Raw genomic sequence first — 13,374 nt, 5'->3', positions numbered from 1 at the left:
CGGGCCCGCCGTCACGGGCGAAGGAGGAGCCGCATGGCCACGGACGACACCGCGCACCCCGACCCCACCAGAGCGGACAGGCCCCTCTCGGCGCGGGTGTGGGACTACTGGCTCGGCGGCAAGGACCACTACGAGGTCGACCGGGAGGCCGGGGAGCGCGTCGCGCGGCAGGTGCCGGGGATCGTCGCGGCGGCGCGGACCGACCGGCTGTTCCTCGGACGGTGCGTCCGGCACCTCGCGGGGGAGGAGGGCGTCCGCCAGTTCCTCGACGTCGGCACCGGGCTGCCCACCGTCGACAACACGCACGAGATCGCGCAGCGGGTCGCGCCGGAGTCCCGCGTCGTCTACGTCGACAACGACCCGCTCGTGCTCGTCCACGCGCGGGCGCTGCTCACCAGCGCGCCGGGCGGCGCCACCGACTACATCGACGCCGACGTCCGCGACCCGGACCGCGTCCTCGCCGAGGCAGCCGCGACCCTCGACTTCGGCAGGCCGGTCGGGCTGATGATGCTCGCCCTGCTCCACCTCGTCACCGACGACGACGAGCTCCGGCGCATCCTCGGGCGGCTGGTCGGCCCGCTGGCGCCGGGGAGCTTCGTGGCGCTGTCGCACGCCTGCCTGGACGTGGACGTGACCCGCCTCGCCGTCAGCGCGTGGAACGAGAGCGGCACCCCGCACCCCATCAAGGCCAGGACGAGCAAGGAGATCGAGGCTCTGTTCGACGGCCTGGAACTGCTGGAGCCCGGTGTCGTGTCGTGCTCGCGGTGGCGTCCCGAGCCCAACCCGTGGGGCGAGCCGCAGGAGACCATGACCTTTTGTGGAGTGGCGAGAAAACTACCCGCGTGACGGCGTTCGGTAGAGGATCAAGGGACCAGGCGTACTTCCGTGGAGGGCGGTCCCGTGGCGCACATCGACTTGGACGACGCCGTCCCCGGGCTGCCGTCCCTGCTCCGGTACCGGCCCGAGACGGCGGGCCCGCTCAGCGCGCTCGCGGAGGCCCTGCTGCGCGGCCCGAGCCCGCTGGAGCGCGGTGAGCGTGAGCTGATCGCGGCGTACGTGTCGGAGCTGAACGGGTGCCGCTTCTGCGCCGGTTCCCACGGGGCGTGCGCGGCCGCGCAGCTGGACGGCGGCGCGACGCTCGTCCAGCAGGTCCACGCCGACCCGGCCACCGCGCCGGTCGGCGGGAAGCTCAGGGCGCTCCTCGGGATCGCCGCCGCCGTCCAGCGCGGCGGCCGGGAGGTCGGCGACGAGCACATCGCCGCGGCCCGCGAGGCGGGCGCCACCGACGTCGAGATCCACGACGCCGTGCTCATCGCCGCCGCGTTCTGCATGTACAACCGGTACGTCGACGGCCTCGGCACCAGCGTCCCGGCCGACCCGGCCGCCTACACGCAGGCGGCCGAGCGTCTCGTCGCGCACGGGTACGCGAGCTTGCCCCGCCCGCGCTGACCCCGCCGAAACCCCGTTGGCCGGGACGTCCGGGACGGGGATGATGGGGCGCGTGAAGATCAGGCTCGCGGGCGGTGTCGTGGCCTCGGGGCGGTGCGCCTGGGCCGCGCGTCCCGCGGGCCCCGTCCGGCTGCCGGACGGCACGGCCGCGCGCCCCGGCGAGCCCGTCGCGCTCGGCCCGGACGACGCCTCCGGCCAGGACGTCGAGCACGCCGTCACGGAACTGGCGCGGCTGGTCAGGGCCGGGGGAGCGGTCGCGGCCGGCGCGGGCGTCGACCTCGGCGGGGGCTTCCGCTCCGCGCGCCTGGACGGTGCGCGCGGCGATCAGCGCGACGCCGTCCTCGCGGCGCTGCGCGTCATCGGCCTCGACAACGCGCACAAGCTGGGAGATCGCGCCGGGTACCTGGTCGCGCTGTTCGGTCCGGCGGTCACGAAACGGGTGGGCGCGGCGGCCGCGCGAGCGGTCGGCGAGGGACGGTGGGCGGCGCTGCACCTGGCGGTCGCGGCCAGCGACGTCCTCGGTCCCGAGCAGCTGGAACGCGTCCTCGCGCTGGAGGCGCCCGAGGACGCCGACCTCATTCCCGGCGGGCAGCCGTCGGTCCTGGGGCAGCATCTCCGGCAGGTGTTCCGGGACGTGCCGCGGCCCCGGCGGCTCGACCTGATCCTGGACCTGTGGGCGCGGGTGCTGCAGCACCACGAGGGCGTCGCCAGGCGCAAGCGGCGGCTGGCGACGCAGAGCAACCGAGACCGGGTGCCCGACCTGCGCAAACGCCGCACCCATTTCGAGGACGAGCAGATCCTGTGGCGGGTGCGGCACGCGCTGGGCGTCGCCGAACCGTCGCTCGCCGATGCCGCGCGCTGGGTGCCGGACGAGCATTACTGGCGGCGCCGGCTCAACTGGATCATCGATGACGCCCTCGGCGCCACGGCCCTGCTCCGCACCGCCGTCGCGGTCGCCGACCACGGCCTGGAGGACGGCCTGGAACGCTCGGCCAGGGTCATCGCCGCCGCGGCGGCGGAGGTGGACGACCTGCACGCGACGGCTTCGGCGCGGCGCGTCCCCGGCCTGACCGGCCTTCCGGCGCGTCCCGCCGCCTACGTGCGCGACATCCACCGCAAGCTCTCCGGCGGCAAGCCGCGCGACGCCAGGTTCGCCGCCTACGTCCGGCCGCGCCTGTCGTGCGCCCGCGCCTTCGCCCTCCTGATCATCGAGGACGTCGGCCTGGCGATGCGGGAGCTGCGCGGCCCTTCGGCCGAATACCTGCGGCAATGGGCGGCGACCGGCCTGCACAGCTGGCGGCAGGCGGCCGGGTACGCCCGCCCGCCCGCCGAGTGGGCCGGCATCCCGCCGTGGACGGGCCCGCTGCTGGAGAACGCGGCCCCGCTGCACGAACGGCTCACGTCCGGCCAGGACCCGGCCGCCGTGGAGATGGCCGGCGATCTGCTCTGGTACGCCGACCTGGTCGACGCCCTCGCCCGGCTGCACGGGCACGAGCGGGCGCAGGCCACGCCCGGCACCGGGGAGCCGTGGTTCGAGCACGACCCGGAGCCCGTCTCCGAGCGGCTCGCGCCGCGGCTCGACTCGGTCACCCTCGCGGTGTCCGGCGCGGCGCAGCTCGTCGCGCTCGGCGGCGTCCCGCCGCGCGGCGCCCGCAGCTGGACCGGCCTCACCGCCGGGCTGCTGGCGGGCACCGCGATCGCCGAGGCCCTGACCGGCGACTTCGCCGTCCCGGCCGCGCTGCTGGAGCGGGACGGGACGGCCGTCCCCGGCGCCTCCGTCCGGTTCAGGATCGCGCGCAGCGCCCGCGACCTGTCCGAATGGTCGGAGTACATGGGCAACTGCATCGCCGGGCCGGTCTACCTCGACGACGCCAGGAGCGGCCGCAGCGGGCTCGCGGGCCTCTACGACAAGCACGGGCTGCTGGTCGCCAACGCCGAGCTGCTGCCGCTGCGGCCCGCGTCGCGGGGATGGCGGGTCAGCGAGATCGCGGCGCGGTTCAACGACGACCCGGACGAGGAGCTGGAGCGGCGGTTCCGCGACTGGGTCGCCGCGATCCCGGGCCCGGTGAAGACCGAGCCCGTCCAGGTCTCGGAGGAGCTGCCGCCCGTCCGGCCCGCTCCCCGGCGGCGTGCCGCGCCGCGCCTCGTCGAGGACGTCGGCCCGGTGCTCGGGCCGCTCGCGGAGCGCGCCTGGCGGGAGACCGCCCCCGAGGTCCTCGGCGTCTTCGCCGCGCTCGCCGCGACCCCGCCGGACGCCGCGCTCGTCCGGCTGCGCCGCCTCGGCGTGGAGCGGCTCACCGGCGCCGTCCGGCGTGCGCTGGAGAGCGGCGCCGTCGATCTCGTCGGGCTGTGGACGGCGACCGGGAGCCGCCCGCTCGGCACGGCCCTCGACACCCTCGACCCGGCGCTGCGCGACCGCTTCGACCAGCTCCCGCTGCTGCTCGGCGAGCCACCGCTCCCGAAGGCGCTGCGCAGGCTCGTCAAGCTCCCCGCCATCGCCGACGCCTACGCCCTCGACCTGGCCGGACGGCGGGCGCGTCTGGCGATCGGGGTCCTGGCCGTCCAGGACGACCCGGCCCTCGCCGCCGCCGTCGCGCGGCGCACGACCGCGCCGCTCCTCTGCGCCCTGACCGTCGCGGTCACCTGCGCCGCGCCCGAGACCGAGCTGGCGACCGTGACCGCTCCGCGCTCCGTGCGCGTCCCGGGGTTCCCGGCCACCGCCCTCGATGACGACGACGGCCCGTGGCGGCGCCGCGCCCTCGCCGTAGCCCGCGAACTCGGCGCCGACACCACGCGGTTCTGGGACGAGATCGCCGCGCACGGGCTGCGCGTCCCCGCGTCGTGGCTGCCGCCCGGCGGGTGGACGGCGCTCTGGGCCCGCGCCCATCGCTGATCAGCGGCGGCGGAAGATCGTGATGGAGTGCCCGACCTCGTCGACGGGCTCGCTCGTCGCGATCAGCGGGGTCAGCCTCGGGTCCGACTTGGCGATCCAGCTGTCGGACACCACGAGCAGCCCGCGCACCCGTCCGGGCGGCGCGCCGAGCGGGTCGGACGCGCGGATGCCGTAGTAGGACGGGACGCCGCTGCCCTTGTAAGCGAGCCACACCTGCTCACCCGGATACCGGTCGCGGAGGCGGTCGGCGAGACGCCGGAGGTCCTGGCCCCAGTCGACGTTGGAGTCGTGCAGGCGCAGATGGGTCTTGGACGGGCCGCCGAACGCCTCATTGGAGTAGGGAAGGTAGAACGGGTACGTCCGCAGCGAGCTGACGGCGACGAACAGCAGCAGCGCGCCCGTCACGGCGGGCGTCCACCGCCATCGGAGCGCGGCCGCCGCGCCCGCCGCGCCCGCCGCCACCGCCAGGAACATCGGGACGGCGATGGCGTACCGGACGCCGAGATCGCGGGAGCCCGTCATCGCGGCGCCCAGCAGCACTGCGGCGGGCACGAGAACGTACGGCGCGGCTGGACGAAGCCGCGGCACCGCGCACAGCGCGGCGATCCCGATCACCCACAGCGCGAGCATCCCCAGCGGCGTCTTCACCAGGAGCGCGGCCGGAAGGTAGTACCAGCGGGAGCCCACGTAGACGTCGCCGAACAGGAACCCGGTCCAGCGCAGGTCCTCGAAGCCGAACTGGACGCGCATGCCGTCGCGGAACGGCTCCGGGAAGGGCAGCCAGGCGGCGGCGAGGCCGCGCAGCCCGTCGACGGCCGGGACGTCGGCGGGCGCCGTCCAGCGGAGCCGCGGGTCCACGACCAGGTAGGACGCCCACACCACCGCGACCACCACCAGGGCGACCCCGCCCGCCCACGCGAAGCCGCCCACGATGCGCCGTCCGCGTGCCGACCAGACCGAGAACACCACCAGCACCAGCAACACCGGAACTGTCGGCAGCGCACTCATCTTGGTGGCGACCGCCGCGCCGAGAGCCGCCCCGGCGAGTGGGAGACAGAGCCGTGGACGTCGCCGCGCCCGCCACAGCAGCCACACCGACGTGAGCAGGAACCCGGCCATCGGCACGTCCAGCGTGGCCAGCGAACCGTGTGCGATGACGTCGGGGGAGAAGGCGTACAGGGCGAGCGCGACGAGCCCGCCGCCGGGGCCGGTGAGGTCGCGGGCGAAGGCGAACACGACCAGCCCGAACAGCAGCGTCAGGACGATGACCGGCAGCCGCGCCGCCAGCAGCAGGCCCTGCGCGTCGTTGCCCGACTCGTACAGCAGATGCCGTCCGACCGCCTGCTGGTCTCCGGGGAACGCCGGGTCGAGACGCGGGCCGGTGAGCACCGCCCCGGCGCCGATGATCAGCTTGCCGAGCGGCGGATGCTCGGCGTTGGGCCGCAGGTCGCGCTCCTTCAGGTAGATCACACCGGCCGCCACGTACACCGGCTCGTCGATCGTCGGGCTCTGCCGCACGGCCGTGGACACCATCGCGAAGGCCATCTCCGCCAGCAGCGCCACCACGACGAGGCCGAGCAGCCACTGCCGACGGCGGCGCGCCGGTGCCTCGCGCGCAGGCGCCGAGGCGTCTTCGGGCTCAGCGGACAGCGACGTCACCGCGCCACGCCCTCCTCACCCGCCGAACGCGGTCAGGAACCGGTCGCGGAAGTTGCTCATCGGCCAGACCGGGCCGTTCTTCGCCGGGCGGAGACCGTCCTGCCAGCCCCATCCGGAGACCTTGTCGAGGACGGCCCTGTCCTTGGCGACGATCGTGATCGGGACGTCGCGTCCCGCGTCCGGGCCGGTGATGAGCGGCGCGGGCTCGTGGTCGCCGAGGAAGACGAGCACGAGGTCGTCGTCGCCGTAGGTCTCCACGTACGAGACGAGCGTGTTCAGCGTGTACTCGATCGACTTCCGGTATTCGGTGCGGACGCGTCCGCCGGTCGGCCATGCCGCGTCGTAGCCCTTGCCCATCCCGGTGAACACCGAGCCGTCGCCGACCTGGTCCCACCCGACGAGCCGCGGGACGGACGCCCACGGCGCGTGACTCGACACCAGCGCCGTCTCCGCCATCACCGGCCCCCGGTCCTTCCGGTCGAGCTCGGCGCGCTGCAGAACCGACAGCGTGTACTGGTCGGGCATGGTCGCGAAGCTGAAGCGCGGCCCCCGGTAGCCGAGGTTGCGGTTGTCGTAGACCTTGTCGTAGCCGAAGAACGACCCCTCCGGCCAGGCGCGCGTGATGGCGGGCATGAGCGCGACCGTCCGCGAGTCGGCGCGGCGGAACGCCTGGTTGAGCGTGAACCGGTCGCTCTGGACGAGCGTCCGGTACCGCTGCGAGTTGTCGACCCACAGCCCGGACAGCAGGGTCGCGTGCGCCAGCCAGCTCCCGCCGCCCGCCGTCGAGGAGGTGAGCCAGCCGCTCCGCGCGGCGAACCCGGCGTCGGCGAGCCGCCGCGTCCCGGCGTCGAGGACGGCGCCGACCTGGGGCGCGTACTGCGGGTTCTCCACGGCGGTGCGCCCGTAGCTCTCCACGAACGCCAGCAGGACGTCCTTGCCGCGCAGGCCCGTCAGCATCCTGTCGGCGGGAGTGTCGCGGAACGCGTCGACGGCGGCGGCCCTGGCGAACTCCTCCTTGTCGTTCAGGCTGTCGCGGACCTGCCGCGCGTGGTCGTAGGCGAGGACGGCGTCGCTCCGGGCCGCGACCGGCGCCCCGTCCACGAACTGCACCCCGAGCGCCGCGCACACCACCCAGGTCACGCCGAGGACGGCCGCCGTCCCGGCCGCCTTCCCGCCGTGCCGGACGACCACGCGGCTGAGCCGCAGCGCCGCCATCGCCATGAGCACGACCACTGCCGCGATCAGCGCGACCACGACGACCACGGCGCCGATCGCACCGGCCCCTCCGGCGGACTCCTCGACGAACTCCACGGCCGGGTGCAGCAGCGGCCAGTCGAGCACCAGGTCGAACGGCCGGACCAGCACCGCGTCGAAGCCGATGTCCATGACCTTCAGGACGGTCAGCACGCCCAGCAGCCCGCCCGCCGTCAACGCGCCGTACCGCCGCGCCCGCTCCGGCGCCGCGAGGATGAACACGACCCCCGCGATCCCCTCCACCGGGATGCGCGCGAACGCCGCCGGGGTGAGGTGCGCGAACTCGTCCGGCAGGACGAGCGCGACCAGCACGAACAGAAACGCCGCGACGGTGACGGCCCGCGCCGCGACGCGCCGCCGCCCCCTCCGCTCATCCGCCGGAGGCGTCGGCACTGCCTTCTCGTCCCGCTCCGCTTCTTCCCGCTCCGCGCGGCTATCGGTGGTCAGCGCGTCCTCCCCAGCTCGTCCGGCCGCCGTCTCGCGACACCCACAGCACGGACGTCGCGCGGCCGCGGGTTCAACGCTTCCACTGATCACCGGGGTGAGGCCATCACCCCGGGCCGGAGCGGCGCGGCAGGATCAGCGGGCGTCCCGTGCGCGGATGCGGGACGACCTCGACGTCATGCCGGTAGACGTCGCTGAGCAGCTCCGCCGTGAGGACGTCGCCGGGCGGCCCGCAGGCGGCGAGGCGGCCCCCGGCGAGCACGGCGACGCGGTCGGCGTGCGCGGCGGCGAGGCCGAGGTCGTGCACGACGGCGACGACGGCGGCCCCGGCGGCGGCGCGCTCCCGGACGACGCCGAACACCATCTCCTGGTGGTGCAGGTCGAGCGCGGCGGTGGGCTCGTCCAGCAGGAGGGCGCCGGTCCGCTGCGCAAGGACGCGGGCCAGCGCGACCCTGGCCTGCTCGCCGCCGGAGAGCTGCGGGTAGGGGCGGTCCGCGAATTCGGTGACGTCCGTCTGGCGCATCGCCTCGGCGACGGCGGACTCGTCGTCGTCCTCCAGCGGCGTCCCGGCCCAGGGCGCGCGGCCCATGCCGACGACCTGGGCGACGGTGAACGGGAACGACACGGTCTGCCGCTGCAGCAGGATCGCGCGCCGCATCGCCAGCTCGGCGTGGCTCCACGCGCCGAGCGGCTTGCCGTCCACCGTGATGTCCCCGGTGGACGCGACGTCCCCGCCGACCGCCGCCAGCAGCGTCGACTTCCCCGCGCCGTTCGGGCCGACCAGCGCCAGCACCTCGCCCGTCCGCACGGTCAGGCCGACGTCCGCGAGGACCGTCCGGGCGCCGCGTTCGACGCGCAGGTCCCGCACCTCGACCGCCGCCGACCCGGCCGGGACGGGACGGGGCGTGATCGGCCTCCGGACGCGCAGGCCGATCACGCCCAGCCTCCCGAGCCGTGCCGGGCGCGGCGCAGCAGCCAGAAGAAGAACGGGCCGCCGAGCAGCGCGGTCAGCACGCCGAGCGGGAGCTCCTGGTAGGCGATCGCGGTCCGGGCGACCATGTCCGCCGCGACGAGCACGACCGCGCCGCCGAGCGCGCTCGCCGGGATGAGGATCCGGTGTCCCGGCCCCGCGACCATCCGGACCAGGTGCGGGACGACCAGCCCGACGAACGAGATCACCCCCGCGAACGCGACCGCCGCCGACGTCAGCAGCGCGATCAGGACGATCGCGGTGAAGCGCAGCCGCTCCACGTCGACGCCCAGGTGGCGGGCGGTGCGCTCGCCGAGCGCCAGCAGGTCGAGCCGCCGCGCGCAGCCGAGCGCGACCGCGATTCCGGCGGCGGCGAGCGGCGCGACGGTCGCGACGGCGTCCCAGTTCGCGCCCGCCAGGCTCCCGAGGTTCCAGGACGTGATGGCGCGCAGCGCGTCGTTCCCGGCCGCGAACATCAGCAGCCCGAGCAGCGCGCTCGCGACCGCGTTCACCGCGATGCCGGTGAGCAGCAGCGTCACCACCTCGGTCCGTCCCGCCGACCGCGACACCGCGTACACCAGCAGCGTGGTGACCAGGCCGCAGGCGAACGCGGCGGCCACGATCGTCCAGTTGCCGAGGACGGTCAGGCCGAACACGATGACGGTGGCGGCCCCGACCGCCGCGCCCCACGACACGCCGATGACGGCGGGCTCGGCGAGGGGGTTGCCGAACACGCCCTGCATGACGGCGCCGGAGCAGCCGAGCGCCGCGCCGGTGACGACGGCCAGCGCGACGCGCGGGAACCGCACGATCCACAGCGCGTTGTCGCCCTGCGCGGCGGCGGGACGCGGCCCGGCGTCGATCCCGGCGCGGTGCAGGATCGACCCGACGACCTGGTCGGGCGGAACGCTGACCTGCCCGATCCCGGCCGCGACGACGCACAGCACCACCAGCACCACGCCGAGCGCGACGAGCAGTACGGGACCGCGCCGCATCAGCACGTCCGGTGGACGGCGGTGGCGAGCGCGGAGATCGTCTCGCCGGTGCGCGGGCCGAAGGACAGCAGCGTCCCGTCGTCCACGTCGATGATCCGCCGGTTCAGCCCGGCGGGGGTCTGCGCGACGCCGGGCAGCTTGAGCAGGCCGGAGACGCCGCCGACCGACTTGAGTCCGGCGGTCATCACCAGCAGCACGTCCGGCGCGGCGTTGATCAGCCCCTCGCTGGTCAGCGGCCGGAAGCCGGACAGGCCGAGGGACGAGCCCGCGTCCGCCGCGCCGATGGCCTCGATCATCGCGTCCGACCCGGCGCCCTTGCCGCCGATCAGGTAGACGCCCGCGCTGCCCCGGACGTAGAGGAACGCGACCTTGACCCGGGCCCCGGACGCCGATTTGGCGGCCTCCTTGATCTGGCCGTCCACCCGGGCGGCGAGTTTCCGGCCCGCGTCCGGGACGCCGAGCGCCCCGGCCACCGCGCGGATGTGCGGGCCGATCGCGGGGAGCGTCTGGCGGTCGTCCACGAGCACGACGGGGACGCCGGCCTGCCGGATCTGGTCGAGCACCTCCGGCGGCCCGATGCTCTTGTCGGTGATCACGACGGACGGGTCGAGCTTGAGCACGCCCTCGGCGGCCAGGTCGTGCCCCTGCCCGGTGACGAGCGGAAGCGCCCGCGCGGCCGGGAACGTGGTCGAGATGTCGCGCCCGACGAGCCGGTCGCCGAGCCCGAGCCCGTAGACGATCTCGGCCAGCGACCCGTACAGGTTGACGGCGAGGACGCGCCGCGCGTCGCGGACGGTCACGTCCCTGCCGTCGGCGGACCGGACGGTGACCGGTAGCTTCGGCTCGTCCGGCTTCCCGACGGGCTGCGGATTCCCGTTCGGCGCGGACACCGTCCCCGCCCCGCACCGGGCGGCCGGATCGGCGCCGCCCCCCGACACCCCGGCCTTGCCGATCCCGCACCCGCTGAGCAGCAGCGCACCGCCCAGCACGACCGCCGCCACCGCCTTGCTCGATCGGATCACGCCGCCGCTCCCGCGGGCGCGGCCGGGCCCCGGCGGCGGCGCAGGACGAGCAGCGCACCGCCACCGACCACGGCGACCCCGCCGACGCCAATGGCGGCCCAGGCCCATACAGGGATTCCGCCGTCGCCTCCGAACGTCACCGGCACCCTGACGTCCTGCGAACGGTCGGAGGCGCGCGTGTGGTCGGACCGGGACACCACGGCGCACCGCACCTCGGTGCAGTCGACCGACCCGGAGAGAGCCGACCCGATGCGGATCTTCACGTCGAAGGCGCCGCCCGGCCCGTACGGCACGGCGAGCCCCTTCCCGTACGGCGGCGGGTTGGACGAGACCCACTGCGACGCCCCGGCCGTCCCGGACGTGTCCGCACCCCCGCCGCACGGCGACGGCACTTTCCCGGCCCCGTTGTCCTTGCACAATGCGACGTAGATGCCCTTGCGCGTGTCGAACCCCGCCCCCTTGACCTGAACGGTGGCGCCTTTGGTGGGCAGGCCGTCCACTTGCGAGACGGTGAGGGTCTGCCCGGACGGTCCGGTGGCCTTCCCGGCGTCCGCGTCCGCGTGCGCACCCGCGTGCGCGGCCGGAGTGAACGCGGCGGCACCGCCGGCACAGGCCGCGGCCGTCAGGACGAACGCCGCGATCGGACGTGCGGTGGTGCGTGTTGCGTGCATCGGGCGTCAGTCCCTCGGAGGCGATTCGCGGCCCACCAGGGCCTTTACCAAGATTCGCCGAATACATTAGCTTAGGCTTGCCTAACTTTTAAGAGGTGAGCCTTGCCTAACTTCACAGCGTCCCGGCGCGGCGCCGTCGTCGCCGCGACGACCGCCGCCCTGCTCGTGGCCGCGCCCTTGCCCGCCCATGCGGCGTCGGTTCAGGTGTCTCCGACGTCGGGCGTGAACCCGGCGGGGCAGGCGGTCACGGTCCGCGGCTCCGGTTTCGATCCCGTGCGGAACAACAAGTTCGGCGTGTACGTCGTCTTCGGGCCGCGCCGCCCGGACTGGACGTCGAACTCCAACGCCTACCTCGCGGCGAACTGGGTGCATCCGGGCGGCTCCGGCGGCGGGCAGGCGCGGATGAGCGCCTCCGGCGGCTTCTCGGTGACGCTCTCGGTGAAGGCGAAGTACACCGACGGCGACGGCAGGAAGGTCGACTGCCTGGCGACGCAGTGCTACGTCATCACGATGGCGGCGCACGGCGTCCCCGACCGCAGCCAGGACACCTTCACGCCGATCCGCTTCAAGGGCTCCGGGGCCGGCTCCGGCTCCGGGCCGGGGTCGGCGACCGGCTCCGGCGGCCCGGCGGGTCCGGCCGGAAGCGGCCAGGGGAGTGCGGCATCGGGTTCCGGAGGGGGCGCGCAGGGTGCTCCGGGCGCACCCGCGACGACCGGCCCGTTCGGCACGGCCTCGCCCGCGGCGGCACCGGACGGCGCATCGCTCGCCGGCGCCTCTCCAGCGGGCGCGTTCGAGCAGACGGCATCGGGCGGACGGGCCGCGTCCCCGTGGCCGTTCTGGGTCGCGACGGCGGCCGCCGCCGGGGCCGCGCTGATCGCGCGGACCCTGCTGCGCCGCCGGTCAGCGCGGTCCGGGCGGCATCGCGATCTCGGTCACAGTCCTTGATTCCGGCCGGGACTCCGATACAGCCCTCGATTTAGGTAAGGCTTACCTAAGTTCTTGCCTTCCGTTCTCCCCGCGAGAGGAAGCCATGAGACAGGCGACCACACGATTCACCCGCGGCGGCGCGGTCATCGCCGCCGCCGGGCTGATCACGATCGGGCTCGGCGCGGCGCCCGCGCTCGCCGCAGGTCCCGCCACCACCGTCACCCCGGCGACCGGGGCCGACCCCGCCGGGCAGGACCTCGCCGTCCAGGGCGGCGGGTTCGACCCCGCCGCCAACGGCGGCCTCGGCGTCTACGTGGTGTTCGGGCCGAAGGTCCCCGACTACTGGACGAACGCCGGCGCATTCCAGGCGTCCAAGTGGGTGCACAAGAACGGCGCCGGAGAGAACAAGCTCAACGCCGACGGCACCTTCGCCCTGACCCTCGCCGGCGTCAAGGCCAAGTACACCGACGGCAGCGGCAAGGCCGTCGACTGCCTGACGACGCAGTGCTACGTCATCACGATGGCGGCGCACGGCTCGGCGGACCGCAGCCAGGACAGCTTCACGCCCGTCACGTTCGTCGGCGGCGAAGACCCTGGCCCGGGCCCCGGCGGCCCTGACCCGGTGGGCAACGGCGAGCAGAAGCTGTCCACGAAGGTGCACAACGGCGCCCTCACCCTCTCCCTGGACGGCGACACCGCGCAGCTCAGCACGGTCGCGCCGGGCCAGCACTCCACGGGGGCGCTGCGCACCGCCACGGTCACCGACGCGCGCGGCACCCAGGCGGGCTGGAACCTGGTCGGGGAGGTGACGGACTTCAGCCACGCGCAGGGCGCGACGATCCCGAAGGCCAACCTCGCGTGGAGCCCGACCGCGCAGGTCGTGGACGACGGCTCGCGGGGCGCGGTCGTCCCGGGCACGGCGGGCCCGCTCGGGACGGCCCGGACGCTGGCGTCGTCCGCCGCCGGGAGCAGCGGCGGCGTGTTCCAGGCGGGCGCCGGGCTGGACCTCGGCGTCCCGGCCGGGACCTCGCCCGGCGACTACACCGCGACCCTCACCCTGACCCTTTCCTAAGAGGCGGAGGCGGGGTGG

Annotated in this window: 11 protein-coding genes; 5 read left to right on the top strand and 6 right to left on the bottom strand. The window is 75.0% G+C overall.

Annotated features, from left to right (window positions below; genetic code table 11):
- Window positions 1–33 precede the first annotated feature (33 nt).
- From ACH35V_RS13880 to ACH35V_RS13870, 3 genes are read left to right on the top strand one after another with little or no spacing between them, the layout of a single operon-like run.
- Window positions 34–846, top strand: coding sequence for an SAM-dependent methyltransferase (locus ACH35V_RS13880; RefSeq protein ID WP_395972477.1), 813 nt, complete (start codon window positions 34–36; stop codon window positions 844–846).
- 54 nt (window positions 847–900) lie between these two features.
- On the top strand, window positions 901–1,449 hold the full coding sequence (locus tag ACH35V_RS13875) for a carboxymuconolactone decarboxylase family protein (protein ID WP_395972476.1): 549 nt from the start codon (window positions 901–903) through the stop codon (window positions 1,447–1,449).
- A gap of 52 nt (window positions 1,450–1,501) precedes the next feature.
- Window positions 1,502–4,342: a hypothetical protein gene (locus ACH35V_RS13870; RefSeq protein WP_395972475.1), complete on the top strand. Its 2,841-nt coding sequence runs from the start codon at window positions 1,502–1,504 to the stop codon at window positions 4,340–4,342.
- On the opposite strand, the gene ACH35V_RS13865 is transcribed toward ACH35V_RS13870, so the two are convergent.
- From ACH35V_RS13865 to ACH35V_RS13840, 6 genes are all read right to left on the bottom strand, one after another.
- Window positions 4,343–6,001, bottom strand: coding sequence for an ArnT family glycosyltransferase (locus tag ACH35V_RS13865; protein ID WP_395972474.1), 1,659 nt, complete (start codon window positions 5,999–6,001; stop codon window positions 4,343–4,345).
- 15 nt (window positions 6,002–6,016) lie between these two features.
- Window positions 6,017–7,648 carry a sulfatase gene (locus ACH35V_RS13860; RefSeq protein WP_395972473.1) on the bottom strand — a complete coding sequence of 544 codons (1,632 nt, stop codon included), beginning with the start codon at window positions 7,646–7,648 and terminating at the stop codon, window positions 6,017–6,019.
- A gap of 157 nt (window positions 7,649–7,805) precedes the next feature.
- Window positions 7,806–8,636: a heme ABC transporter ATP-binding protein gene (locus tag ACH35V_RS13855; protein ID WP_395972472.1), complete on the bottom strand. Its 831-nt coding sequence runs from the start codon at window positions 8,634–8,636 to the stop codon at window positions 7,806–7,808.
- On the bottom strand, window positions 8,633–9,664 hold the full coding sequence (locus ACH35V_RS13850) for a FecCD family ABC transporter permease (RefSeq protein ID WP_395972471.1): 1,032 nt from the start codon (window positions 9,662–9,664) through the stop codon (window positions 8,633–8,635). The genes ACH35V_RS13855 and ACH35V_RS13850 overlap by 4 nt, the downstream gene beginning before the upstream one ends.
- Window positions 9,664–10,686, bottom strand: coding sequence for a hemin ABC transporter substrate-binding protein (locus ACH35V_RS13845; RefSeq protein ID WP_395972470.1), 1,023 nt, complete (start codon window positions 10,684–10,686; stop codon window positions 9,664–9,666). Before ACH35V_RS13845 ends, ACH35V_RS13850 begins: the two co-directional genes overlap by 1 nt.
- On the bottom strand, window positions 10,683–11,357 hold the full coding sequence (locus tag ACH35V_RS13840; protein ID WP_395972469.1) for a hypothetical protein: 675 nt from the start codon (window positions 11,355–11,357) through the stop codon (window positions 10,683–10,685). The genes ACH35V_RS13845 and ACH35V_RS13840 overlap by 4 nt, the downstream gene beginning before the upstream one ends.
- Window positions 11,358–11,459: 102 nt before the next feature.
- Between ACH35V_RS13840 and ACH35V_RS13835 the strand changes: the two genes are divergently transcribed.
- Both ACH35V_RS13835 and ACH35V_RS13830 read left to right on the top strand, forming a co-directional pair.
- Window positions 11,460–12,302: a hypothetical protein gene (locus tag ACH35V_RS13835; protein ID WP_395972467.1), complete on the top strand. Its 843-nt coding sequence runs from the start codon at window positions 11,460–11,462 to the stop codon at window positions 12,300–12,302.
- 85 nt (window positions 12,303–12,387) lie between these two features.
- Window positions 12,388–13,356 carry a hypothetical protein gene (locus ACH35V_RS13830; RefSeq protein ID WP_395972466.1) on the top strand — a complete coding sequence of 323 codons (969 nt, stop codon included), beginning with the start codon at window positions 12,388–12,390 and terminating at the stop codon, window positions 13,354–13,356.
- Window positions 13,357–13,374 lie beyond the last annotated feature (18 nt).

It is taken from the genome of Actinomadura sp. 1N219, from assembly GCF_044326405.1.
In the GTDB taxonomy this organism is placed as follows: domain Bacteria; phylum Actinomycetota; class Actinomycetes; order Streptosporangiales; family Streptosporangiaceae; genus Spirillospora.
Note: the sequence above shows the minus strand (reverse complement) of the source record. Positions and strands in the feature narration are given on the sequence as shown.

Bases quoted from the DNA above. Each gene is read 5' to 3' on its own strand.
- ACH35V_RS13850 (WP_395972471.1), bottom strand. From the start codon at position 9,664: ATGCGGCGCGGTCCCGTACTGCTCGTCGCGCTCGGCGTGGTGCTGGTG.
- ACH35V_RS13880 (WP_395972477.1), top strand. From the start codon at position 34: ATGGCCACGGACGACACCGCGCACCCCGACCCCACCAGAGCGGACAGG.
- ACH35V_RS13830 (WP_395972466.1), top strand. From the start codon at position 12,388: ATGAGACAGGCGACCACACGATTCACCCGCGGCGGCGCGGTCATCGCC.
- ACH35V_RS13840 (WP_395972469.1), bottom strand. From the start codon at position 11,357: ATGCACGCAACACGCACCACCGCACGTCCGATCGCGGCGTTCGTCCTG.